Source organism: Corynebacterium senegalense, from assembly GCF_900411315.1.
Classification (GTDB): domain Bacteria; phylum Actinomycetota; class Actinomycetes; order Mycobacteriales; family Mycobacteriaceae; genus Corynebacterium; species Corynebacterium senegalense.
In genome coordinates this window covers 1,235,159-1,259,218 of sequence record NZ_LS990887.1, presented here as the reverse complement: position 1 = coordinate 1,259,218, position 24,060 = coordinate 1,235,159, and the positions used below count along the sequence as shown (strand labels likewise).

General features: G+C 68.3%; 20 protein-coding genes, 1 tRNA gene and 1 pseudogene. 8 read left to right on the top strand and 14 right to left on the bottom strand.

The genetic code is table 11. The features are described 5' to 3' along the window. Nucleotides 1-8 precede the first annotated feature (8 nt). The gene (locus DYZ02_RS06180; RefSeq protein WP_115685462.1) at nt 9-518 is read right to left on the bottom strand and encodes a hypothetical protein; all 510 of its coding nucleotides are present in this window, start codon (nt 516-518) and stop codon (nt 9-11) included. A gap of 135 nt (nt 519-653) precedes the next feature. Beyond that, nucleotides 654-1,517 (bottom strand): annotated as a pseudogene (locus tag DYZ02_RS06175) (alpha-isopropylmalate synthase regulatory domain-containing protein); the annotation flags it as partial. A 689-nt stretch (nt 1,518-2,206) separates the two neighbouring features. On the opposite strand from DYZ02_RS06175, the gene DYZ02_RS06170 reads away from it, so the two are divergent. Both DYZ02_RS06170 and DYZ02_RS06165 read left to right on the top strand, forming a co-directional pair. After that, nucleotides 2,207-3,148: a DUF418 domain-containing protein gene (locus DYZ02_RS06170; RefSeq protein WP_115685461.1), complete on the top strand. Its 942-nt coding sequence runs from the start codon at nt 2,207-2,209 to the stop codon at nt 3,146-3,148. Between the two features lie 2 nt (nt 3,149-3,150). Then, nucleotides 3,151-4,314 carry a trypsin-like serine protease gene (locus DYZ02_RS06165; RefSeq protein ID WP_115685460.1) on the top strand — a complete coding sequence of 388 codons (1,164 nt, stop codon included), beginning with the start codon at nt 3,151-3,153 and terminating at the stop codon, nt 4,312-4,314. Nucleotides 4,315-4,452: 138 nt separating this feature from the next. On the opposite strand, the gene leuA is transcribed toward DYZ02_RS06165, so the two are convergent. Then, nucleotides 4,453-6,276, bottom strand: a complete 1,824-nt coding sequence (gene leuA / locus DYZ02_RS06160; protein WP_115685459.1) for a 2-isopropylmalate synthase — start codon at nt 6,274-6,276, stop codon at nt 4,453-4,455. Nucleotides 6,277-6,488: 212 nt separating this feature from the next. Further along, nucleotides 6,489-7,346, bottom strand: a complete 858-nt coding sequence (locus DYZ02_RS06155) for a DMT family transporter (protein ID WP_115685458.1) — start codon at nt 7,344-7,346, stop codon at nt 6,489-6,491. Nucleotides 7,347-7,470: 124 nt separating this feature from the next. Between DYZ02_RS06155 and DYZ02_RS06150 the strand changes: the two genes are divergently transcribed. The 3 genes from DYZ02_RS06150 (at nt 7,471) to DYZ02_RS06140 (ending at nt 10,360) form a co-directional block, all read left to right on the top strand. Next, nucleotides 7,471-8,736, top strand: coding sequence for an aspartate kinase (locus DYZ02_RS06150; RefSeq protein WP_115685457.1), 1,266 nt, complete (start codon nt 7,471-7,473; stop codon nt 8,734-8,736). 43 nt (nt 8,737-8,779) lie between these two features. After that, nucleotides 8,780-9,811 carry an aspartate-semialdehyde dehydrogenase gene (locus tag DYZ02_RS06145; protein ID WP_115685456.1) on the top strand — a complete coding sequence of 344 codons (1,032 nt, stop codon included), beginning with the start codon at nt 8,780-8,782 and terminating at the stop codon, nt 9,809-9,811. A 108-nt stretch (nt 9,812-9,919) separates the two neighbouring features. Beyond that, a complete protein-coding gene (locus tag DYZ02_RS06140; protein WP_147291483.1) occupies nt 9,920-10,360 on the top strand; it encodes a hypothetical protein in 441 nt (146 codons plus the stop codon). On the opposite strand, the gene DYZ02_RS06135 is transcribed toward DYZ02_RS06140, so the two are convergent. Next, nucleotides 10,357-11,745 (bottom strand): YkvI family membrane protein, encoded by a 1,389-nt coding sequence (locus DYZ02_RS06135; RefSeq protein ID WP_181896906.1) that lies wholly within the window; start codon nt 11,743-11,745, stop codon nt 10,357-10,359. The two genes, DYZ02_RS06140 and DYZ02_RS06135, sit on opposite strands and share 4 nt — an antisense overlap. A gap of 139 nt (nt 11,746-11,884) precedes the next feature. Beyond that, a complete protein-coding gene (locus DYZ02_RS06130) occupies nt 11,885-12,430 on the bottom strand; it encodes an RNA polymerase sigma factor (protein ID WP_115685454.1) in 546 nt (181 codons plus the stop codon). Between the two features lie 170 nt (nt 12,431-12,600). Between DYZ02_RS06130 and DYZ02_RS06125 the strand changes: the two genes are divergently transcribed. Continuing rightward, entirely contained in the window at nt 12,601-14,196 is a 1,596-nt protein-coding gene (locus tag DYZ02_RS06125) for a catalase (RefSeq protein ID WP_115685453.1), read from the top strand. 71 nt (nt 14,197-14,267) lie between these two features. Here DYZ02_RS06125 and DYZ02_RS06120 read toward each other — a convergent pair whose 3' ends face one another. From DYZ02_RS06120 to DYZ02_RS06095, 6 genes are read right to left on the bottom strand one after another with little or no spacing between them, the layout of a single operon-like run. After that, nucleotides 14,268-14,594, bottom strand: coding sequence for a Na+/H+ antiporter subunit G (locus DYZ02_RS06120; RefSeq protein WP_115685452.1), 327 nt, complete (start codon nt 14,592-14,594; stop codon nt 14,268-14,270). Next, complete coding sequence (locus tag DYZ02_RS06115; RefSeq protein WP_181896905.1) at nt 14,594-14,860, bottom strand: cation:proton antiporter; 267 nt, start codon at nt 14,858-14,860, stop codon at nt 14,594-14,596. The genes DYZ02_RS06120 and DYZ02_RS06115 overlap by 1 nt, the downstream gene beginning before the upstream one ends. Before the next feature lie 6 nt (nt 14,861-14,866). Further along, a complete protein-coding gene (locus DYZ02_RS06110) occupies nt 14,867-15,310 on the bottom strand; it encodes a monovalent cation/H+ antiporter subunit E (protein ID WP_181896904.1) in 444 nt (147 codons plus the stop codon). Further along, a complete protein-coding gene (locus tag DYZ02_RS06105; RefSeq protein WP_115685450.1) occupies nt 15,310-16,842 on the bottom strand; it encodes a monovalent cation/H+ antiporter subunit D family protein in 1,533 nt (510 codons plus the stop codon). Before DYZ02_RS06105 ends, DYZ02_RS06110 begins: the two co-directional genes overlap by 1 nt. Then, complete coding sequence (locus DYZ02_RS06100; protein WP_115685449.1) at nt 16,839-17,282, bottom strand: cation:proton antiporter subunit C; 444 nt, start codon at nt 17,280-17,282, stop codon at nt 16,839-16,841. Before DYZ02_RS06100 ends, DYZ02_RS06105 begins: the two co-directional genes overlap by 4 nt. Then, nucleotides 17,279-20,194, bottom strand: a complete 2,916-nt coding sequence (locus DYZ02_RS06095; protein WP_115685448.1) for a DUF4040 family protein — start codon at nt 20,192-20,194, stop codon at nt 17,279-17,281. The genes DYZ02_RS06100 and DYZ02_RS06095 overlap by 4 nt, the downstream gene beginning before the upstream one ends. Nucleotides 20,195-20,367: 173 nt before the next feature. On the opposite strand from DYZ02_RS06095, the gene DYZ02_RS06090 reads away from it, so the two are divergent. Together DYZ02_RS06090 and DYZ02_RS06085 are read left to right on the top strand one after the other, a co-directional pair. Beyond that, nucleotides 20,368-21,792, top strand: a complete 1,425-nt coding sequence (locus tag DYZ02_RS06090) for a hypothetical protein (protein ID WP_115685447.1) — start codon at nt 20,368-20,370, stop codon at nt 21,790-21,792. 105 nt (nt 21,793-21,897) lie between these two features. After that, entirely contained in the window at nt 21,898-22,899 is a 1,002-nt protein-coding gene (locus tag DYZ02_RS06085) for an IS481 family transposase (RefSeq protein ID WP_115685446.1), read from the top strand. A gap of 85 nt (nt 22,900-22,984) precedes the next feature. Here the strand turns inward: DYZ02_RS06085 and DYZ02_RS06080 are convergent. Both DYZ02_RS06080 and DYZ02_RS06075 read right to left on the bottom strand, forming a co-directional pair. Beyond that, nucleotides 22,985-23,061 (bottom strand) — tRNA-Pro (locus tag DYZ02_RS06080). Nucleotides 23,062-23,137: 76 nt separating this feature from the next. Then, nucleotides 23,138-24,040, bottom strand: a complete 903-nt coding sequence (locus tag DYZ02_RS06075; protein ID WP_115685445.1) for a metallophosphoesterase — start codon at nt 24,038-24,040, stop codon at nt 23,138-23,140. Between the last annotated feature and the right edge of the window lie 20 nt (nt 24,041-24,060).

Below are 24,060 nucleotides of genomic sequence, written 5' to 3'. Positions count from 1 at the left end.
CAGCGTCGTTACACGGCGGGCGCGAGATGTGCGTACTCGCACGTGTTTGTTGGCGGAGTGGGCCGGAGACCTGGGAACGCGTCACCTCGTGGCGCGGCGGCCGGTGCGGATGTGTATAAGCGCGAGCGCCGCGCCCAGCGCGTGCTCACCGACGGCCACTGCCTGCAGGTGGCCACCACCGGCGGCTCGGGCAGGCGGAGGGAGAGCTCCGCGCGCTCGTCGGGCAGGCGCCGGGCCCGCGCCGTGGCCAGGGGGGTGAGCCCGTTGGAGATCAGGTCGGGCAGGAAGGCGTACTCGGCGGCCGCCTCGCCGGGAAAAAGGCCCAGGTAAGAGCCCTCGAGGGAGAGGTCGTAGCCGGTCGTTCCGGCGCGGGGGCTGAGCGCCACCGTGATGTCGGCGCAGTCTGCGCCGGCGGAGGAGAGAACGCGCAGGATCGCGGCGTCGTCCAGCTGCACCGCGGGGACGCGGCGCAGGGGACCGAGACCGCGATCAGGGATCACGTACGCAGAAGTTCTCATGCCTCGCTCAAGGTCGGCTCAGTTCTAGGTCAGAAACATACACCTGTCAGGATACGTTGCAGAACCTGTGCAAAGCCATAAAGGCCGGCAACCTCATAGGCGGGACCATGCGTGATTTACATCACATGAGGTGGCTTAGACGCCGCTGGTCTGCTCCTTGGTCAGCCCGCGGTTCACGGCGGAGACGATGGCCTTCAGCGAGGCCCTGGTGGTCGAGCCCGCGATGCCCACGCCCCACGCGTTGGCGCCGTCGACGTTGGCGTAGATGTAGCAGGCCGCGTCCGCGTCGTCGCCCGCAGTGCGGGAGCGCTGGGAGTAGTCCTGCACCTCGAAATCGATGCCGAGGGCCTCCAGCGCCTGGGCGAAGGCCGCGATGGGGCNCCCCTTGGTCAGCCCGCGGTTCACGGCGGAGACGATGGCCTTCAGCGAGGCCCTGGTGGTCGAGCCCGCGATGCCCACGCCCCACGCGTTGGCGCCGTCGACGTTGGCGTAGATGTAGCAGGCCGCGTCGGCGTCGTCGCCCGCAGTGCGGGAGCGCTGGGAGTAGTCCTGCACCTCGAAATCGATGCCGAGGGCCTCCAGCGTCTGGGCGAAGGCCGCGATGGGGCCGTTGCCGGTGCCCTGGATCTCGCGGCGCTGCCCGTCGTACTCCACCTGGGCGACGACGGCGGAGTCCTCGTCCTCGGCCACGGCGCCCGTGACTTCGTAGTCGATGAGCTCCAGCGGGGCCTCCAGGTCCAGGTAGGTCCCGGCGAAGATGTCCCACATGTTCTTGGAGTTCACCTCGCCGCCCTCGGAGTCCGTGATGGACTGGACGATGGCGGAGAACTCGGGCTGCATCGCCTTGGGCATGTTGATGCCGTGGTCGGTCTTCATGATGTAGGCCACCCCGCCCTTGCCGGACTGGGAGTTCACGCGGATGACGGCCTCGTAGGTGCGGCCGACGTCCTTCGGGTCGATGGGCAGGTAGGGCACCTCCCACACCGTGTCACGCAGGTCGACGGCGCACCACAGCGGGGCGGTGGTGATGCGTTTGTCCGGCCAGGTGCGGTCGGGCAGGTGGAAGTCCTGTACTTCGACGTCGTAGGGCTGGTAGCGGGTGGTGGGCAAGGTGAAGGTGCGTTGTTTGTTCCATGCCGGCTGTCCCTGGGGATCTCGCCGTTGGGGGACATGGGGTTGGATTTTACCTTTCGGCGCGGATCCCTTTCCCGTCCCGGTGGTGCCTGTCCGCGGTGCGGCCGTGGGGTGTGGCGTTGGCAGGGGAGGGCGGGGCGCTGTATTGGGGGTGGTGGAGGTCAGCTGGCCGGCACGTGAAAAACCCGCGATGGGGAGCCGGCCGTTTTTACAGTCGAGCCCCGCCGCGGCACAGAAGGGGGAGTGCGCGCTGCATGTGACCTACCTAAACCCGTTAGCTTTTCGTTTATCACGTTCCGGGGGAACCGAGGGTGGCCGCAGTCGGAGAGTGGTCGAGTGTGGTGGGCGTCACAAAGTAGTGTCGCGGCATGCTCCGTGAGAAACATTTCCGAAAACCTTGGAAAGTCCCAGGTATTCGTATGGGTCGACCTACCTTTACATGTTCAACTTAGCTGTCACGGAAACAACGTAGCGCCGTCTGCCACACAAGTTTGCGGACGGCGCAGTAATCGCGCGCACGACTGAACGTGCGCGCACGGAAAGGCGGGATATAGGTGTCCTCACCTTCGCGCATCGTGGGCCTGGATGTGGCCCGGGGCCTCGCGATTATCGGAATGATAATCGTGCACATGGCCTCACTGCTGTGGAGCACGAAAGTCATCATCAACGGCGTGCCCTCGGCACTGTTCGCGGTCATCGCGGGCACGACCCTCATGGTGATCGGACGCAACTACACGTTCGACACGCTCCTTCGGCTCGTCGTCCGAGGCAGCGTCATCATGCTGCTCGGCTTGGCCCTGCTGCCGGTCGGCGGCCAAATCCAGGTCGTGCTGGTGGCCATGGGCCTGACCATGATCATCGTCTCCTGGGGTCCGCCGCTGAACGTCTGGTGGAAGCTGGCCCTGTTCGTCGTCGCGACCGCCGCGGCCACCGTCAGGTACGCCCCGTACACCCTGCCGCAGATCTACCCGCTGCTCGCGTGGATCGCCTACTTCATCGGCGGCATGCTGCTGTACGAGGTCTACCTGAAGAGCTTCGTCACCGGCTCGAAGCGACGGGCGTCGCTGCCGTGGGCCGTCACCGGCGCCAGCCTCGTCGTCGTCGCGATCGGCATGTACTTCCGCTTCCAGATGGACGTGCCCGGCTGGCTGCGATTCACCGGCCACACCGGCGTTCTGGGCGAAATCCTGCTCTCCGTCGCCGCATCCGCCGTCATCTTCCACCTGTGCCTCATCGTCGGTGTGAAGGCACCGAAGGTCGTGTACCCCGTCGCTGCAATGGGCTCGATGTCGCTGACCGTCTACATGCTCCACGTCCTCACCGCTTACTGGTGGCAGCAGAACATCGCGCTGCATTCGACGCTGTCCGCGTTGGGCTTCATCGTGTTCTTCCTGGTCATTGCGGCGCTGTGGAAGCACTTCCTGGGCAAGGGCCCCATGGAGAGACTCGTAGCCCGGATCATCACCATCGCGGTTCCGGCCGGAAAGAAGGCTTGAAAGTGAAAAACGCAAAAGCAACTGCAGCGGCATTCGCGGTCGGATTCCTGGCCCTCGGCGCCACCCCGGCCCACGCATTGGAGCACGCCCAGGAGGCACCGTCGTCGCCGGAGAGCAACGCGACCGCCTCGCTGAAAATCGGCCGCGCCGGCGATTTCGGGGACTGCACCGGTTCCCTGATCGCCGACCAGTGGGTGCTCACCGCACGGCACTGCCTGGAGTCGGTGAAAAACGACGGGTCGCAGGCCCGCATCGGAGACGAGATCTTCGACGTCGACTCGTGGGCGATGGCGCCGACCGCGGACATCGGCCTGATGCACCTGGACCGCAAGGTCACCTCCGTCGAGCCCGTCGACCTCGCGTCCGAGGTGCCGCAGCCCGGCGAGATCGGCACCCTTTACGGCTGGAGCAGCAGCTCCTCGTTGGCCCGCAAGGGGAAGCTGCCGATGGCGCGCATGGAGGTCAAGGAAGTCCTCGGCGGAATGGCCCCGGCCCCCGGCGGCGACACGGGCGACCCCGGCGAAGTCGACGGCGTCGAGTCCATCCCGGCACCGGGCGGTCCGATCGTCGACGGCAGCATGCCGCCGGTGATGCCCGACGGCGACGTGAAGCCGTCGATTTCCCCCGACGGCACCGAGAGCATCCCGGCCTTCGGCGGCCCGCTTTCCGACGACAGCGTTCCCGCCCCCGGCGGATCGGGCGCACCGAGCATGATGCCGGGTGAGCCGGACGCGACGCCGGGTGGCGGCGTTTCGGGCGATGACCCGTCGGTCACCACCATGATCGCCAGCGACATCATCGACGTTCATTCGCTCGACGGCGAAGGTACCCAGGGCGGCGACTCCGGCTCCCCGTTCTTCGTCGACGGCAAGGTCGCCGGCGTCGCCACGGCCGGCACGTCGAACGGCGACCCGGATCTGCCGTCGCCGAGCGCGGCAATCACCACCGTCGCCGGTTCCGCCCCGTGGATCCGGGGAGTGGTCGACGGCACCGACACCACCAGCGTCCTGGATGCATCGAACACCCCCGAGCCGCCGTCGGTCCTCCAGACCAGCGGCGACCGCAAGGGCGTCTACCTCACGATCGCCCTCGCCGGCCTGATCGCGTCCACCGTCATCGCGCAGGTGATGAGCCGACGCAACCGCAACGACGCGGACGGCGCCTGACCGGGCGCGCATGCGGCTCGGCGGCTGACCGGTCACCTGATCGCCGCCGCCGAACCGTCCCTGAAAATGGCCACTGCCGACCATGAATGACATGGTCGGCAGTGGTTGTTCTACGCTTCGGCCAGTGTGCGGCAGGCTTTACGCCTTGGTCAGCCCGCGGTTCACGGCGGAGACGATGGCCTTCAGCGAGGCCCTGGTGGTCGAGCCCGCGATGCCCACGCCCCACGCGTTGGCGCCGTCGACGTTGGCGTAGATGTAGCAGGCCGCGTCGGCGTCGTCGCCCGCAGTGCGGGAGCGCTGGGAGTAGTCCTGCACCTCGAAATCGATGCCGAGGGCCTCCAGCGCCTGGGCGAAGGCCGCGATGGGGCCGTTGCCGGTGCCCTGGATCTCGCGGCGCTGCCCGTCGTACTCCACCTGGGCGACGACGGCGGAGTCCTCGTCCTCGGCCACGGCGCCCGTGACTTCGTAGTCGATGAGCTCCAGCGGGGCCTCCAGGTCCAGGTAGGTCCCGGCGAAGATGTCCCACATGTTCTTGGAGTTCACCTCGCCGCCCTCGGAGTCCGTGATGGACTGGACGATGGCGGAGAACTCGGGCTGCATCGCCTTGGGCATGTTGATGCCGTGGTCGGTCTTCATGATGTAGGCCACCCCGCCCTTGCCGGACTGGGAGTTCACGCGGATGACGGCCTCGTAGGTGCGGCCGACGTCCTTCGGGTCGATGGGCAGGTAGGGCACCTCCCACACCGTGTCGCGCAACTCCTCCCAGGTGACGTCAGTGGAGGAGGCATCCGGGCGGACCTTCTGGGCGAGCGCGTCCAGGCCCTTGTTGATGGCGTCCTGGTGGGAGCCGGAGAAGGCGGTGAACACCAGCTCGCCGCCGTAGGGGTGGCGTTCCGGGACGCGCAGCTGGTTGCAGTACTCCACGACCTCGCGGATGCGGTTGATGTCGGAGAAGTCGATCTGCGGGTCGACGCCCTGGGTCAGCATGTTCAGGCCGAGGGTGACCAGGTCGACGTTGCCGGTGCGCTCGCCGTTGCCGAACAGGCAGCCCTCGATGCGGTCGGCGCCCGCCAGGTAGCCCAGCTCGGCGGCGGCGACGCCCTCGCCGCGGTCGTTGTGCGGGTGCAGGGAGAGGATGATCGAGTCGCGCTTGGCAAAGTTGCGGTGCATCCACTCGATGGAGTCGGCGTAGACGTTGGGGGAGATCATCTCCACCGTCGACGGCAGGTTGATGATCATCGGGTGCTCCGGCGTGGCCTCCATGATGTCCACCACGGCGTCGCATACCTCGAGGGCGAAGTCCAGCTCGGTGCCGGTGTAGGACTCCGGGGAGTACTCCCAGCGCCAGTTGGTTCCCGGGTAGTCGGCGGCGATGGACTTAATCAGCTCGGCGGCGTCGGTGGCCAGCTTCTTGATGGCGGCGCGGTCCTTGCGGAACACCACCTCGCGTTGCAGCTTCGAGGTGGAGTTGTAGAAGTGGACGATGACGTTGGGGGCGCCCTCGCAGGCCTCGAAGGTGCGGCGGATCAGGTGCTCGCGGGCTTGGACCAGCACCTGGATGGTGACGTCCTCGGGGATCATGTTCTTTTCGATGATCTCGCGGACGAAGTCGAAGTCGGTCTGGGAGGCCGAGGGGAAGCCGACCTCGATTTCCTTGTAGCCCATCTGTACCAGCAGGTTGAACATGCGGCGCTTGCGTTCGGGGCTCATCGGGTCGATCAGGGCCTGGTTGCCGTCGCGCAGGTCGACGGCGCACCACTGGGGGGCGACGGTGATCTTCTTGTCCGGCCAGGTGCGGTCGGGCAGGGTGATGTCCTCCACCTCCTGCGCGAAGGGCAGGTAGCGGTCGACGGGCATCTGGGAGCCGCGCTGCTTGTTCCAGGCGGGCTGGCCCTCGTTCCGCGGGCCGGAGGGGGTGCGGATCTCGGTGGGGGCGAAAAACTCGGTGTTGGTCGGCGTCATGGCCATTCATCCTTCGTGACGTGCTGTGTGGGGGCTCACGGCCGGCAAACACAAACTCCGCGACGGGGTGCCGGCCGTGCTAGCTGGTAAAGGCCTGATTCCCGCCGCGGCATAGAAGGAGAAGCTGCCCGAAGGGGCGCACCTGTGCCGATGACATGGGACACATCATAGCGCCGCAGTGGCGGAGCGCAAGCGGTTTCGGCGGAAAGGGGCTAGGTCACGGGCTTGCGGGAAAGCATCCCGGTGGCGACCATCATCCCGACGACCGCGGCGACGATGACCGCCCACCCCACAACACTGGACACGCCGAAGTCCTCGCCGAGCAGCATGTAGCCCAGGGACAGCGCGACGAGGGGCTCGACAATCTTCATCGCGGGCAGCGAGCGGGACAGCACCCCGGCGCCGAAGGCGTACTGCTGCACACCTGTGCCCACGATCGACGACGCCAGAAGCGCCCAGAACTGCCACGTCACCAGCATTTCCTCCAGCCCGCCGTGGGTGAAGGCGTCGACGGTGACCTTGGAGAACACCGCGAGGTAGCCGAAGACGGCCCCGCAGACGATCCCGTAGAGCAGGGCCTTGGCGGGGGCGGGGGTGTGGCGTCGATAGGCGATGGCGAAGAGCGCGCCAAAGAGCGCGCAACCCCCCGCGATGAATACGGCCCACTCCCAGGTGGGGACGATGCGCTCGCCCGGGATGGGGCGGCCGAGGACCACGACGATGCCGACGCAGGCGGTCAGGGTGAGCGCCCAGAAGGTCTCGTCGGCCTCCATGTGGCGGTGCTCCACGCGCGCCGAAAGCACGAGGGTGAGCATCAGCGACAGCACGAGGATGGGCTGCACCACGAGCAGGGAGCCGAACGCCAGCGCCAGCGCCTGCACGGCGTACGCGCCGAAGGCGAGGGCGAGGGAGAGCCACCACGAGGGCCTGCTTAACGACGCCAACGGCGACGCGTTCGCCTCCGCCTGCGTCAGACCGGAGCGCAGGATGCGGTGGCGCCACACGGTGCCAACCGCGATCATCAGCGCCGAGGTGAAGGCGAAGAGGACGGCGAGGGCGTTGTTGTGCACGAGACAACCATAAGCCAGGGGCCGCGGCCGAATGTATTTCGCACCACCGGGCCATTTCGAAGCCCCGAGCTTGTAGTATTGGAGCGCGGATTCCCGGAGCGCACAGCGGAAGGTGGCACAACGAATGGCATTGATCGTCCAGAAGTATGGGGGATCGTCCCTGGAGAGCGCGGATCGGATCCGTGCCGTCGCCGAGCGCGTGGTGAACACGAAGCGCCAGGGCCACGACGTCGTCGTCGTCTGCTCCGCCATGGGCGACACCACCGACGAGCTGCTGGACCTGGCCGCCCAGGTCAACCCCGTGCCGCCGGCGCGCGAGATGGACATGCTGCTCACCGCCGGCGAGCGCATCTCGAACTCGCTGGTCGCGATGGCCGTCGCCTCCTTCGGTGCCGAGGTGCAGTCCTTCACCGGCTCCCAGGCCGGCGTGATCACCACCGAGCGCCACGGCAACGCGCGCATCATCGAGGTCACGCCGGGTCGCGTCCAGGAGGTGCTCGACCAGGGCAAGATCGCCATCGTAGCGGGCTTCCAGGGCGTCAACCGCGATACCCGCGACGTGACCACCCTCGGCCGCGGCGGCTCCGACACGACGGCCGTGGCGCTGGCGGCGGCGCTGGGTGCCGACGAGTGCGAGATCTACTCCGACGTGGACGGCATCTACACCGCGGACCCGCGCATCGTGCCGGACGCGCGCAAGCTCGACCAGCTCTGCTTCGAGGAGATGCTGGAGCTCGCCGCGTCCGGGTCGAAGATCCTGGTCCTGCGCAGCGTCGAGTACGCCCGCGCTTTCAACGTGCCCCTGCGCGTTCGCTCTTCGTACAGTAACGACACCGGCACCCTCGTCGCCGGAGCATTGGAGGATATCCCCGTGGAGGAAGCAGTACTGACCGGCGTGGCCACCGACGACTCGGAGGCCAAGATCACCATCCTCGGCATCCCGGACACCCCGGGCGAGGCCGCCAAGGTCTTCCGGGCGCTCGCGGACGCCGAGATCAACATCGACATGGTTCTGCAGAACATCTCCTCCCTCGAGGACAACCGCACCGACATCACCTTCACCCTGCCGAAGGCCGACGGCAAGCGCGGGATGGAGCTGCTTGCGGTCCTGCAGGAGTCCGAGGGCTGGGAGGATCTGATCTACAACGACCAGATCGGCAAGGTCTCCCTCGTCGGCGCCGGCATGAAGTCGCACCCCGGCGTCACCGCCGACTTCACCGAGGCGGTGCGCGACGCCGGCATCAACATCGAGATGATCACCACCTCCGAGATCCGCATCACGGCCGTCGTGCGCCAGATCGATCTCGCCGACGCCGCCCGCGCCATCCACGCCAAGTTCGGCCTCGGCGGCGATGAGCCCGCCATCGTCTACGCGGGCACGGGCCGCTAACCGACGCCCCACCCACCGTCCCACCCACAAGGAAAGATCCCCCATGACCACCATCGCAGTCGTCGGAGCAACCGGGCAGGTCGGGCGCGTGATGCGCTCGATCCTGCAGGAGCGCAACTTCCCCGCCGACAAGGTCCGCTTCTTCGCCTCCCCGCGCTCGGCGGGCACGACGCTGGAATTCCGCGGCGAGTCCGTCGTGGTGGAGGACCTGACGCAGGTGACCGAGGACTCCGTCTCCGACGTCGACATCGCGCTATTCTCCGCCGGCAGTTCCACCTCCCGTCAGTGGGCCCCCGTCTTCGCCGCCGCGGGCGCGAAGGTTGTGGACAACTCCTCGGCGTGGCGCAAGGACGACGAGGTGCCCCTCATCGTCTCCGAGGTCAACCCCGACAAGGCCGCTGAGCTGCCGAAGGGCATCATCGCCAACCCGAACTGCACCACCATGGCGATCATGCCGGTGGCGAAGGCGCTGCACGACGCCGCCGGGCTCACCGCCATGCGCGTCGCCTCCTACCAGGCTGTCTCTGGCTCGGGCCTGGCCGGGGTCAACGCCCTGGCCTCCCAGGTCGCCGAGGTCGGCGAGCGCGGCCCCGAGTTGGCCCGCGACGGCAGCGTCGTGGCGCCCGCGGACCTCGGCCCCTACGTGGCACCCATCGCCTACAACGCGCTGCCGATGGCGGGCAACCTCGTCGACGACGGCTCCCTCGAAACCGACGAGGAGCAGAAGCTGCGCAACGAATCCCGCAAGATCCTCGGCCTCCCCGACCTCCGCGTCTCCGGGACCTGCGTCCGCGTGCCGGTCTTCACCGGGCACACGATGGTCGTGCACGCCGAGTTCGCCGAGGCGATCGACCCCGAGCGCGCCCGCAAGGTCCTCGACAACGCCCCCGGCGTGCGCGTCGTCGACGTCCCCACACCGCTCGAGGCCACCGGCAAGGACGAGTCCCTCGTCGGCCGCATCCGGCAGGACCAGGCGGTCGACGGTGGCCGCGGGCTCGTCTTCGTGGTCTCCGGGGACAACCTGCGCAAGGGCGCGGCACTGAACACGATCCAGATCGCCGAGCTGCTGGTCTAACTGCCCGCGTGCCGGTTTCGCTCTCGGGCCGGCAACGGGAAAGTTGCAATATTATAAACGCCCGTCCAAGGGCTTGCCTTCTGCGCTGCTGTGGACACAATGGAAGTTGTGACTTTTCCCCCTTCCTCCCGACGCGCACGCATGAGTGCCGCCGCAGCTGCGGTGGCACTCTGCCTGCTGTCCCCCGTCGCTGCGGCGGGCGAGGTCGAGGACGTGGAGATTTCCCCCGGCCACACGCTCGTGCTGCAGCCCGAGGATGGCCGCACCTACTCCGTGAAGGAGAGTGAGTCGGCGCCCCTGCCCGCAGGGTGGAGCGTCATCACCGAGAAGGGCGCTTTGCGCATCACCGCGTCGGCCACCGCCGCCCCGTCCGAGTCCGCGACGATCGAGGTCAAGGACGCCGCTGGTGGCACGGAGACGTTCGACGTCCGGGTAGAAGACGAAACCCCGGCCAACGAGCCCGCACCGTCCTCCTCGTCCTCCTCGAGCGGCGCGTCCGCCTGGCTTGACCGCCTGGCGGGCCGCGTCGCCAGCTTCTTCAGCTCCTAGCGCTTCTCCTCGCCCGCGCTGTCGGCCCCCTCGTCCGGGGCCTCGAACTCCTCCACCTCGATCGGTGCCGCCTCGGAGGGATCCTTCGGGTCGGAGTAGGCGATGTAGACGACCTCGCCGGCGGGATCCTCCGGGTCGAAATCCGCCTCCTCGTCCTTGGCCAGCTCCTGGCCCACCTCCTCCTCGATCGCTTCGGTGAAAGTTTCGTCGGGGACGTTGGATGTGGTGGTGATCTTTGCCAGCTCGTCGCGGTTCTTCTTGGTGAAGCGCAGGCGCGGGTCCAGCTTGATGCGGGTCAGCTCGAGCGCGCGGCGGCGGCGCGTGCCCTCCTGACGCAGCTTCTGCGCGCCGCGGAGCCACGCGGCCGAGACGACGACGATGAGCAGCACGCCCATGTAGCCGAGGATCGGGTAGACAACGGCGACGAGGTTCTGGAACCCGGCGAAGGACAGGGCGAAGCCGATCAGGCAGGCCGCGATGAAGATGACGCGGAACTTGTCCGTGCGCCCGCGTGCGAGGCGCTTGCCCAGGGCGTAGAACATGCCCAGCGCGGTGGCGAAGATCATGCCGAAGATGATGAGGGCCATGATGAGGCCCATCACGGGGTTGATGCTGGTGATCAGGGTGAGCGTCGGCATGTCGTCGCCGCCTACGGTCTCCACCGTGACGAGGAGGGCGGCGGAGAGCAGCAGGAGCATCACCAGGTACGCCAGGCCGCCGAGCAGGCCGCCGATGCCCGCCGCGCGGGTGTCGAGGTAGTTGCCGCCGATCACGATGGCCATCGAGGTCACGCAGATGAAGTTCAGGCCGGTGTAGTTCAGGGAGGAGACCCACCAGGAGGGCAGGGTGGTGTCGACGGATTTGGCGGCCTCGTTCAGCGCGGCCCAGTCGGGGGCGTTGTTCACCAGGGTCCACGTGCATCCGACGATGACGAAGAGGAGCAGGAAGGGCGTGAGCAGCCCGATGGCGCTGGTCACCTTGTCGACGTCCATCATCCCGACCACGAGGACGAGCGCGAGCATGATGACCGCACCCACCCAGACGGGCAGGCCGAACTGCTGGTTCAGGTTCGAGCCGGCGCCGGCGAACATGACGAAGCCGATGGAGAACAGGGTGGTGATCGTCGCGATGTCCAGCACCCACGACAGAACCTTGCCCGAGATCCGCCCGAGCACCTCCATGTGCTCCTCGGCCTGGAAGTAGCTGCCCAGCGGGAGGACGGACCCCCCGCCGATGAGCATGAGGGCGGAGCTCAGGATCGCGCCCCAGAAGCCCTGGGTGCCGAAGGCGACGAAGTAGCGCATGGCCTCCTGGCCCGACGCGAAGCCCGCTCCGACCAGGACGCCAATGAAGGCGAAGGAGATACCGATGGCGTTTCTTAGCATGGTGTGTCAGTGGCTCCGAAAAGTGTCAGGTGGGAGCCCGGCGGGAGCCGGGCCCCGGTGAAAGTCGTATACAGCCCAAATTATGTTAGTGGCTGAGCAACGAGGTTTCGCACTGTGCGGAGAAGGTAAGCGGGGCGGCTCACTGCTGCCCGGCGCCCTCGATGAGGTCGCGCCGGGCGCGCGCCACCCGGGAGCGGATGGTTCCCACACGCACGCCCGAGATCTTCGCCGCCTCCTCGTAGGTGTAGCCGAGCACCTGGGTGAGGATGAGGGCCTCGCGGCGTTCGGCCGGGAGGGCGTCGAGAAGCGCGCGGGCGTCGATGAGCTCGGACCAGGTGTTGGGGTTGTCGGGGCTCGGCTCGAAGGCCGCGACGTCGCTGTACTCGGCGGCCGACTTGCGCGGCCGGGCCATGTCGTGGCGCACCGAGTCGATCCACGCGCGCCTCGCCAGCGAGAGCAGCCAGGTGCGGGCGGAGGAGCGGGCGGCGAAACGGGGCAGGGCGCCGAGAACCCGCAGGTACGTCTCCTGCGTGAGGTCGTCGGCGTGCTCGCGGCCGGCGAGGTGGGCCAAAAGCCGCCAGACGTCGTCCTGCGTCTCCCTGATGAACTCGGAGAGAGCAGCCTCGTCGCCGCGCCCGGCCCGAAGGGCGAGGTCGGTGACGTAGTCGTCGTTTCTGCTGCTCACAGGTGGAAGACTACCAGCCGGGTGGCCCGGCCCCGCTCACTGCGAGGGCGCAAGGGCGTGGTTTAGGAGAAGCCTGAAATCCGTTGCCGGTCCCCGTGACTCCGGGTAGGATATAAAATGACCCCGACTGATAATAAAACCTTTTTAAGGGATAGAGGAGGCCAATCACGATGGCAGAGAATTCCAAGGCAGAGAACATCGTCGCGCGCGGCGAGCGTCCTGCCGGCAACGGCAAGACCACCCAGCTCGGCGGCCAGCCGGTCGCGTCGGAGAACATCTCCGCAACCGCGGGCCGCCAGGGCCCGAACGCGCTGGATGACATCCACCTGATTGAGAAGCTTGCGCACTTCAACCGCGAGAACGTTCCCGAGCGCATCCCCCACGCCAAGGGGCACGGTGCCTTCGGTGAGCTGCACATCACCGAGGACGTGTCCAAGTACACCAAGGCCAAGCTCTTCCAGCCGGGCACCGTCACCCCGATGGCCGCCCGCTTCTCCACCGTCGCCGGTGAGGCCGGCTCCCCGGACACCTGGCGCGACGTCCACGGCTTCGCGCTGCGTTTCTACACCGAGGACGGCAACTACGACATCGTCGGCAACAACACCCCGACCTTCTTCCTGCGCGACGGCATGAAGTTCCCGGACTTCATCCACTCCCAGAAGCGCCAGCCCAACACCGGCCTGCGCTCCGACGAGATGCAGTGGGACTTCTGGTCCCGCACCCCGGAGTCCGCGCACCAGGTGACCTACCTGCTCGGCGACCGCGGCACCCCGAAGACCTCCCGCCACCAGGACGGCTTCGGCTCCCACACCTTCCAGTGGGTCAACGAGGAGGGCACCCCGGTCTGGATCAAGTACCACTTCAAGACCCGCCAGGGCTGGGAGACCTTCACCGACGAAGAGGCCGCCGAGATGGCCGGCAAGAACGCCGACTACCACCGCCAGGACCTCTACGACGCGATCGACCGCGGCGACTTCCCGATCTGGGACGTCAAGGTCCAGATCATGCCGTTCGAGGACGCGGAGAACTACCGCTTCAACCCCTTCGACCTGACCAAGACCTGGTCCCAGAAGGACTACCCGCTGGTGGACGTGGGCTACTTCGTGCTCAACCGCAACCCGAAGAACTACCACGCCCAGATCGAGCAGATCGCCCTCGACCCGGCCAACATCGTCCCGGGCGTCGGCCTGTCCCCGGACCGCATGCTGCAGGCCCGCGTCTTCGCGTACGCCGACCAACACCGCTACCGCATCGGCGCCAACTACAAGGACCTCCCGGTCAACCGCCCGATCAACGAGGTCAACACCTACGCTGAGCGCGGCTCCATGGCGTACTTCTTCAACAACGAGGGCGAGCCGAACTACTCCCCGAACCGCACCGGCAAGGGCGCGGGCTACCTGGACAACGGCGAGGACTCCTCCTCCAACCACACCGACTACGGCCAGGCGGAGAACCTCTACGTCAATCCGGACCCGCACGGCACCGACCTGGTGCGCGCCGCCTACGTCAAGCACGCCGAGGACGACGACTTCGGCCAGGCCGGCACCCTGTACCGCGAGGTGTTCGATGACGCCGCCAAGGAGCGCTTCATCAACAACGTGACCAACAAGATGCTCCCGATCGAGGACAAGGACGTCGAGGAGCGCACCTTCGCCTACTGGGGCAACGTGGACAAGGATCTCGAGCAGAAGCTGCGCGCGGAGCTCGCACGCAAGCGCGAGGCTGCCAAGTTCGACGAGAAGGAAGACCAGTCCACGGTCTTCTAAGCCCGGACAGGCCCACGCGTTAAGGCCCGCTCCCCGTAGGGGGAGCGGGCCTTTTGCCGTTGCGCGCCGCTTTAGCGCAGGTCGTTGGACGCCTTATCGACGACAGTCACGCCGTAAATGGACCGGCCCATCACGAACGTGGCGACGGAGGCGACGATCCAGACGCCCGCCACCGCGAGCACCGCGCGCACCAGGTCGTTGAGGTCGAAGCCGGTGGTGGACCACGAGTAGATCAGCTTGGCCAGGATGAGGATCGGGAAGGCCACGCAGACGAGGGGGCCCAGCAGGTTGGCGCGCGTCAGCGCGTCCGGCGCGCGCAGCTGCAGCACGGTGGCCGCGACGGTGAACAGGGTCGCCACGACGGCGAGGGCGGCGACGACGATTTCCCAGACGGTCATCAGCGTCGCCCCCTCGAGATGATGCGGGCCATCGAGAGCGTCGGGATCGCTCCGCAGACCAGGCCGGCGAGGATCGCGATCTCGTAGGAGATCATCGAGCTGTTGAACAGCGTCCACAGCAGGTAGATGGCGACCATCGCGTAGAAGACCAGGTCCGCCATCACGACCCGCGACAGCTCGTCGCGCGTCCAGATCAGCGCGCCGAGCCCGACCAGCAGGCAGGCCGCCATGACGGCGATGCACCCGGTGATTATTGAAACAAACATGATGCTCTAGTCCAGCCTTTCAGCGGGGGGAAGATCCCGCGGCGGTTGATCGGGGCCCAGGTCCCGGTACGGCCTCCACGCCACCGTGGAGGGGTCGAGCGGGATGTTCTTCACGCGGGGCGAGACCCGCTCCTCCATGTCCATCAGGTCCTCGACCAGCCCGTCCGGGTCCCCGCCGAAGACCGCCTGCACGATGAGGATCTTCTGCTCGGTCCCGTCCGGGTCGTGGCGGAAGCCGATCGACATGGTGCCCGGGGTGGCGGTGATCGAGGTGGAGAACCAGAAGCGCTCCCAGTCGGTGCTCACCCGCAGGGGGTAGAAGATGATGATGGGGCGGATGCCGGGGTCGGGCTTGAAGGCCGCGATGGACGTCGACAAGCCCGCGGCGAAGATTTCCTTGATGATCCACGCGCCGTAGCCCAGCGCGTGGCCGATGCCTTTCAGAGCCATTAGCTGCGTCCTCCCTGGAGGTTGTCAATGTCGGGGACGCCGATTGGGTCGTCGCCGAGGACGGCGGAGGTGTAGGAATCCGTGTCCAGCAGGGCGTCCACCGCGGCCGTCGACGCCCCCCAGAGCGGGCCCGAGGCGAGGAACATCCCCACCGAGATCAGCATCAGCATGGCGGAGGGGGCGAGCAGCCGGGCGCGCACGTTGAGCGCGGCGGGGTAGTGCTGCATCGGGCGGCCCCAGAAGACTTCCTTCCACACCCGCATCATCGACAGTAGGGCGCCGAAGGAGGCCACGATGATCGCGGCGATGACCACCCAGCTGCGCCAGTCGCCGGGCGTGGCGGCCGCGAAGACCACGGCAACCTTGCCGAAAACACCCGAAAACGGCGGGAAGCCCACGATGGACAGCGCGCCGGTGGCGAAGACCGCCGAGGTGAGCGGGTCGCGCCGCGCCAGGCCGGACAGCTTCGACAGCGTGCCCGTGCCGTAGGTCTCCTCGATCGCGCCGGTGTTGAGCACCAGCGCGCCGACGGTGACCATGTGGTGCAGCGTGTAGATCAGGCCCGCCGCCAGCGCGCGGCGCGGGTCGTCGCTGGTGAAGGCCAGCATGACCAGGATGAACGGCATGCCGTTGACCATCTGGTAGGCCAGCACGCGGCGGATTGTCGCCTCCGCCAGGCCCGCGAAGCCGCCGATCAGCATCGAGATGACCATGACCACGACGATGAGGGTGTTCCAGCGGGGATCCATGTCGAAGAGCATCACCCAGAGGCGGAACAGCATGTACACCGCCACCTTCGTGTGCAGCCCCGAGAACAGGCCCATCACCGCGGCGCTTGTCGACGGGTACGAGCGCGGCAACCACGTGTGCACCGGGAACACGCCCGCCTTGGCGGCGATGGCAATGACCACGATCCCCGCGGCCACCGTCACCGGGCCGTTGCCCGCCGCGGCGCCCTTCAGCGCCGCCAGGTTGACCGCGCCCGTGACGGCGTAGATGTAGCCCACGCCCATCACCAGCAGCGTCGACGCGGCCAGGTTCACCAGCACGAACATGCGCGCGGCGACGAGGCGGAAGCGCGAGCCCGTCATGGCGATCAGCCCGTAGGAGGGCAGCAGCATGACCTCGATCATGACGAAGAAGTTGAACAGGTCCGCCGTGAGCACGGCGCCGCTCACGCCCGTGACCAGCACCAGCGTCAGCGGCGTGTAGTAGCGCGCCTCCGTCTCGCCGGCGGCGATGGCGAACCAGTTCGCGGTCAGCGCGATGAGCATCGTGGTCACCAGCATGACGGCCGAGAACTGGTCGCCCGCAAACGAGATGCCCACCCCGCCCTGGTACAGGCCGATGACGTGGCCGATGGTGCCGTGGGAGGCGGTGTAGGCGTAGAGCCACACGCCGCCGGCGAGGTTGATGGCCGGGATGAGTAGGGCGAGGGCGTCGTTAAGTGGCTTGACCGGGTTGAGGGCCGTGATGGCCGAGACGATCAGCGGCAGGGCGACGAAGACCGGGAGAAGTGCGTCCATCGTCATGCGTTGTTCGCCTCCGGTGAGTTCATGTGGTGCGGTTCCTCGAGCTTCCTGGGGTTGAGGCGGGCCCGGCGCCCCGCGGTGGACAGCGCCGACGGGCTGAGGCGGTTGGCGTCGTAGCCCGGCAGGGAGGCGACCGGGCGGTCGGAGGTGTCGTCGTCCTTGCCCAGCGAGGACAGCATGAGCAGGATCGTCGTGGTCGCCATGGCGATGACGATCGCGGTGAGCACGAAGGCCTGGGGGAGGGGATCGGACATGTCCTCGACGGGGGTGCGGGAGGGGAACGCCTCGCCGCGCCACGAGCCCACGCCCGCCGCGAGCAGGGTCAGGTTCGTCGCGTGGCCGAACAGCGACATGCCGAAGACGATGCGCACCATGCCGCGCTGCATCACGAGGTAGACGGCGCCGGCGGTGAGGACGGCGATGGTCAGGGCCATGATCATGGGTGGGTGGCCTCCTTCGAGGCGAAGGGCTTCGGGTCGTCCGCCGGGTTGATCGGCGCCGGGCGGGGGTTGGCGGCGTTGGCCGGCCGCTCGGGCTCGGGGACGTCGGGAAGCGGGTTCCAGTCGCCGCGGCGGTAGTTCAGGTTCTCCACCTCGGTGCCCGGACGCAGGTAGCCGCCGAGGTGGTTGATGGCCTGGGTGATCATGCCCAGAACCGCGAGGTAGATGCCGAAGTCGAAGATCAGGGAGGTGGTCAGGTGCTGCCCGGCGACCTCGCCGTGGATGGCGTACATGAAGCCGCCCTCGACGAAGCCGAGGAAGCCCGAGCTGATCGCGATGATGATGCCCCACGCAGCCAGGCGCGAGGGGGTGAGCAGCTTGACGACGTACGCGTCCGCCCCGCGCGAGAGGTAGCTCAGCGCGAAGGACGTGGCCATGACCAGCGCCGCGACGAAGCCGCCGCCCGGGGCGGTGTGGCCGCGGAAGAAGATGAGCACCGACAGGACGAGCAGCACCGGGGTGACCAGGGCGCTCGCCTTGCGCAGCGGCATCGAGTTGAGCTGCGACTGGCCGAAGGGGCGCGGGCGCGTGCCGGCCTCGAACATGTGGCGCGGCATCGACTGGGTCACCGCGAGGATGACCACGGCGGCCATGCCCAGCACGGAGAGCTCGCCCAGGGTATCGAAGCCACGGAACTCGACGATGATGACGGCGACGATGTTGTCGGCGCCCGTCTTCAGGCCGCCCTCCGCGAGGTACCACATGGCCAGGTCGGAGCGCTCGCGCCGGCCGGTCAGCCCGTACACGCCGGCAAAGGCGACCACGCCCGCGAGCACGGCGAGCACGCCTGCCGCCCAGCGGCGGCGCGCCGGGGTCTTCGGGAAGGCGCGCGGCTGGTAGCGCAGCACCACCATGATGACCACCACGGTCAGCGACTCCACCAGCACCTGCGTCAGGGCCACGTCCGGGGCGCCGAGCAGCAGCATCTGCAGGGACATGCCCACCCCGACGGTGCCGAGGAGGACCGCCGTGGCGAGGCGGCTGCGGGTGTGCACCATCCCGGCGACCGAGAGGGCGATGATGGCGAAGGGGATCAGGTCCCACCAGTTGGTCAGCCCGGGGGCGCGGTCGGCGGGGGTGACGCCGTCGATGCCCGAGGTGAGCAGAATGGTGGACAGCCCGAGGGCGACCACCGAGCCGACCAGCCACACGAGGTGGCGCGAGGGGTTGAGCCCGTCGGCCGGGACACCGAACCAGCGACCGAGCCGCGTCAGCGCCTTGTTCAGCAGCACGAGGATGTCGTTGCCGCTGAGCGGGAGCAGCTGGCGGTTGTCCACCGCGGCGAAGACGCGAGCGCGGACGAAGAGGAAGGCGACGCCGGCCCCGACGACGACGAGGGAGACCAGCAGCGGCGCCGTCACCCCGTGCCACACGGCGGTGTGCGTGTGGAACTGCGCGTCACCCGTGACCGCGCGCACGCCGGCCGCGAGGGGCTCGTCCACCCGGCTCAGCGCGAAGGGCAGGACCAGGGAGGTCAGGCCGGGCAGGGCCGCGGGCAGCCACAGCGCCACGGGCGCCTCGTGCGCCTCCGACATGTCCTCCGTGCCGTCCACGAAGGCGCCAAAGACGATCTTGGCGGAGTAGATGAAGGTCAGCAGCGCCGCCACGCCGGCGACGACGAGGAGAACCGGCCCCGCCGGGGCCTCCTCGAAGGCGGTGAGGATGGACTCCTTGGACACGAAGCCGAACAGCGGGGGCACGGCGGCCATCGAGGCGGCGGCCACCACCGTGGAGCCGAAGGTGAAGGGCATTTTGTCGTAGAGCTTGCCCAGGCGGCGCACGTCGCGCGTGCCCGCCTCGTGGTCGACCACGCCGATGAGCATGAACAGGGAGGATTTGAACAGGGCGTGCGCCAGCGTGTGCAGCAGCGCCGCGGCCAGCGCGATCTCGCTGCCCACGCCGATCGCGGCGACGATCCAGCCCAGGTGGGAGACCGTGGAGTAGGCGGTGAGGTGCTTCAGGTCGGTCTTCGTGATGGCGAACAGCGCGGACATGATCGCGGTGAACAGGCCGACGACCAGCAGCAGCGTGTTCCACACGGGGACGTCGTGGAAGATCGTCGAGAAGCGCAGCAGTAGGTAGATGCCGGCCTTGACCACCGCCGCGGCGTGGAGGAAGGCCGAGACCGGGGTGGCCGCCGCCATCGCCTCGGGAAGCCAGAAGTGGAAGGGGAACTGCGCCGCTTTGGTGAAGGCCGAGGCGGCCACCAGAACCGCGATCGTGGTGGTCAGCGCCGGGCGCTGCGCGAAGACGTCGGAGGCGAGGATGCCCGAGAGGTTCGTCGTCCCGGCCGCGACGGCCGCCAGGCCGAGGGCGGCGAGCAGCGTCAGGCCACCGAAAAAGGTGAGAATGAGGGTGCGGTAGGACCCGGCCTCACCCGACGACCCGGAGCGGGCGATGAGCAGGAAGGACGCCAGCGAGACCAGCTCCCACGCCACGAAGAGGAGCACGACGTCATCCGCCAGGACGAGCAGCAGCACGGAGAGCGTGAACGCCGTCATGATGGTGTAGAAGCTGACGTTGCCTTTGCCGCTGGGGAGGTAGGCGGCGGAGTATATGAGGACAACCGCGCCGATGACCAGCGCGAGCATCGCGAAGAAGATGCTCAGGCCGTCGGCGCGCAGCGCGAAGTCGACCTGCGTGCCCGACCCGAGGAGGTCCCGCGCCCACGGCACCCCCCAGGTGACGTCGCGCCCGTCCGCTACGCGCGGGTACTCGCGCCCGAGGACGACGGCGGCGGCGATGAGCACCAGCCCGAGCGGCCACCCCGCCTTCCTGTCCAGAAACCGCACCAGTACGGGAGACAGCGCCACCGCCGCCCCGACCAGTGCGAGCACGAGAGGTAAAGTCATGTGCGCCTCTCTAAAGCCGACTAGCAGCTTGTTACGTGTGTTGGGAAACCGTTAAAACAAGTTAAAGGGTAGCAATTCCCCAAGACAGCCCGAAACGGTTGCACAAAACCGGCCCGCCCCGGGCCCGGTGAGCCTGGCGCGGGGCGGCGGGCCCCGGGGCTATATTCCCAGACATGAAATGGCGTCTACTGCCCGCGGCCGCGCTCCTCGTCGCCGGGGCCTTCCTCCCGATGAGCCCGGCGAGCACCTGGTCCTCCGGGGCCGCGGACGACGGCCCGACGGGAGCGCCGTCCGCCGCGCCCGGCCCCGACAATCTCGTCGACGCGCGCCGGGCAGCGGGGGAGGCCGCCACCCAAGCCGGCTTTCTGACGAAGGGGACGGCGCAGCTCAAGGACGGTGTCGCCCAGCTCGACGGGGGCTCGAAGGAGCTTATCGACGGCATCGCCGCCGCCAACTCCGGGGCGCAGGAGCTCTCCCAGGGGATGGTGCAGCTGCAGGCGGGGACCGGTCAGCTCGCCACGGGCGCCACCCAGGTGGCCGACGCAGTCGGCGGCGTCGTCGACCAGGTGGTCGGCTTCCAGGCGGTGCGCGGGCAGGTGGTCAGCGGCATCGACAGCGCGCTCGCCGACATGAATGGGTCGAAGGACCCGGATGTGGTGAAGGCCCGCGACGCGCTGCAGGGGCTGCGCCAGCAGGCGGAGACGGCGGAGCTGCCCCCGGATGTCGTCGCGCAGATGAACGAGCTCAAGAGCGGCTCGCGCGAGGTGGCCAACCAGCTCTCGGTGCCCGGCTACGCCTACCACGACGGCGTCTACTCGGCGACGAAGGGCGCCGCCCAGCTGGCCAACGGGCTCGGTGAGCTCAACAACGGCGCGGGGGCCGCCGGGGAGGGCATCGGCCAGCTGCACGAGGGCTCGGACAAGCTCGACCAGGTCGCCGGCCTGACCTCCGACAAGATCGACGCCGTGCGCCGCGCCCTGCCCGCCGCCGCGCCGGCCGCCGCAGGTGCCGCGTCGGCGCAGGGCGAGGAGAATGCCCCCGCCTCCGCCCTGGCTCCCCTGGCCGCGATGCTGGTCAGCGCCCTGCTCGTCATCGGCGGACTCGGCCTGGCTGGGCTCGCCCGGGCGCTGCCGCGGCAGCGCTGGTGGGTCCTCGGCGCGGGCGGAGCCTTCGTCTCCCTGCTCGGTTTCCTCCTCGTGTACCTGCTCGGCGTGGGCATGTCGCCCGCGGCCCTGGCCGTGGCCTTCGCCGCGGCGGCCGCGGGGACCTACGCCTCCGCCGGCCTGTCCACCCTCCTCCTCGCGGCGTTCGGCCCCCGCGCCGGCGGTGCCGCGGCGGCGGTGCTCGCTGCGGTGCAGGTCGGGCTCGTCGGCTGGGTGTGGAAGGTCGCGGCGACCGGCTCGGTCTCCGCGGTCGCGGCCGGCGTGTCCAGCGCCCTGCCGATGCACTGGTCCACCGCCGCGCTGTCCGCCGTGGGCAACGGCGGCGCCGCCGCGGCGGTGTGGGCGGGGATCGGGCTGTCCGCCGTGGCCGCCGTGCTCGGCCTGGCGGGCGGGGTGGGCGTCGCCAAGCGCGAGCCCGTCGCCGTCGAGGCCTGAGGCCTAGCTGTACTTCCTCGGGAGGTTGTGAACGGTGTGAGCGGATGAGGGAAGCCTCCGGTAGTGGTGTAGGTAACGACACGAACATCCACCACGAAGGCTTCCATGACACACCGTAACGCACCTTTGACCCCGGCCGGTAGACAGAAGATGGTTGATCTGGTCCTCCTCGACGGCTGGTCCCAGCGCCGGGTGGCCGAACGCTTCCAGGTTTCTGCAGCCACCGTTAATCGGTGGGTCACACGCGCCCGTAACGGCGAGGACCTCACCGACCGGCCCAGCCGACCCCGCACCTGCCCGCACCAGCTGCCCACGCGCATGCAGCGCCGCATCATCAAACTGCGCTTTACTCGCCAGTGGGGCCCGCACCGCATCGGCTACCACTTGGGAATTGCCCGCTCCACGGTCGGGCGGGTGCTCGCCCGCTACAACATGCCGAAACTGGCGTGCATCGACCAGGCAACCGGGCTGCCGGTGCGCAAACAACCCCCGGTGCGCTACGAGCACAGCGCACCGGGGGAGTTGATCCATCTCGACATCAAAAAGCTCGGCCGCATCCCCGACGGCGGCGGCTGGCGAGTGCACGGGCGCGGCTCCGAACAGGACCGTCGTGCAGGGCGTGCCCGCAATCGCGCCACCCGCGCTGGTGCGCCTGCCGGGCGCGGGTATTCCTACCTGCACCACGCCGTCGATGACTACTCCAGGATGGTGTACTCCGAGATCTTGCCCGACGAGAAGAAGGACACCGCGGCAGGGTTTATGAAGCGTGCCTGCGCGTTCTTTTCCACCCAGGGCATTGCGGTCAAACGGGTGATGACCGACAACGGCGCCTGCTACCGCTCGACAGCATTCGATGCTGCCCTGGGCGGTGTAATCAAGCACCTCTACACGAAGCCGTACCGGCCGCAGACCAACGGCAAAGTCGAGCGGTTTAACCGCACACTCATGCAGGAGTGGGCCTACCTACGCCCCTATACCAGCGAGCGGGCCCGGCAGCAGACCTACGCGGCATTCATCCACGACTACAACTACCATCGAGCCCACACCGCCATCGGCGGCCTCACCCCCGCACAACGCGTTCACAACGTCACGGGGAAGTACACCTAGCCTTCGGGGAGGCGGCTGAGGGCGAGCCATCCCCGGCTCGACACGCAGAAAACCGACGGCACGTGTGCCGCCGGTTTCAATGAGTTGGTCGGGATAACAGGATTTGAACCTGCGACCTCTTCGTCCCGAACGAAGCGCGCTACCAAGCTGCGCCATATCCCGGTTGTTTCCCGCGCCTTCCGGCGCGCGCTACTCGAGCAACTTTAGCCCAGGCGGAAGAAAAGCCCAAAACGCGAGGTCACGGGCGTTCCGTCACCCGGATCAGGGCGGCGGACGGCGGGCAGAAGATGCGGACCGGCGCGTACTTCGACGTGCCCAGGCCGATGGAGACCTCCAGCCACATCCCCCCGTAGCGGTGCAGGCCGGAGGCGCGCCGGCGGTCGATGTCCGCGTTGGTCACGATGGCGCGCTCACCCGGCAGGCAGATCTGCCCGCCGTGGGTGTGCCCGGCCAGGGCGAGGTCGTAGCCGTCGGCCTCGAAGGCGCTCAGGGGGCGTCGATAAGGCGCGTGCGTGAGCGCGATGGACAGGTCGGCGTCGGGGTTCGGAGCCCCGGCGACCTGCGCGTAGTCGTCGAGGTCGTGGTGCGGGTCATCCACCCCGGCCAGCGCCAGGCGCACGCCCGAGGCCTTGAACTCGAGGCGCTGGTGGGTTGCGTCGCGCCACCCCCGCTCGACGAAGGCGGCGCGCATGCCCCGCCACGGCAGGTCGACGTAGGAGGGCTCGCGCTTCTTGTCCAGCAGGTACTTCAGGGGGTTGACCGGGCGCGGCGCCCAGTAGTCGTTGGTGCCGAAGACGAAGGCGCCGGGACGGTCGAGCAGCGGGCCGAGCGCGTCGAGGACCCAGGGAACCCCGCGCGGGTCGGAGAGGTTGTCGCCCGTGTTGATCACCAGGTCGGGGTTGAGCTCGTCGAGCGAGCGGACGAACTCCACCTTGCGGCGCTGCCCCGGGATCATGTGCAGGTCCGCGATGTGGAGGATGTCGAAGGACTCGCGGCCCCGCAGGGTGCCGGGGGCGAGCAGCGGCAGCTCGTAGGTCTTCAGCCGGAAGTTGCCGAGTTGGCTGACCCCGTAGGCCAGGGTCGCCGCGCCGGCGGCCGCGGCCGAGGCGAGGGTGGCGGCGAGGAAACGCGACGTATTCACCCGCACCACGTTACAGGCCC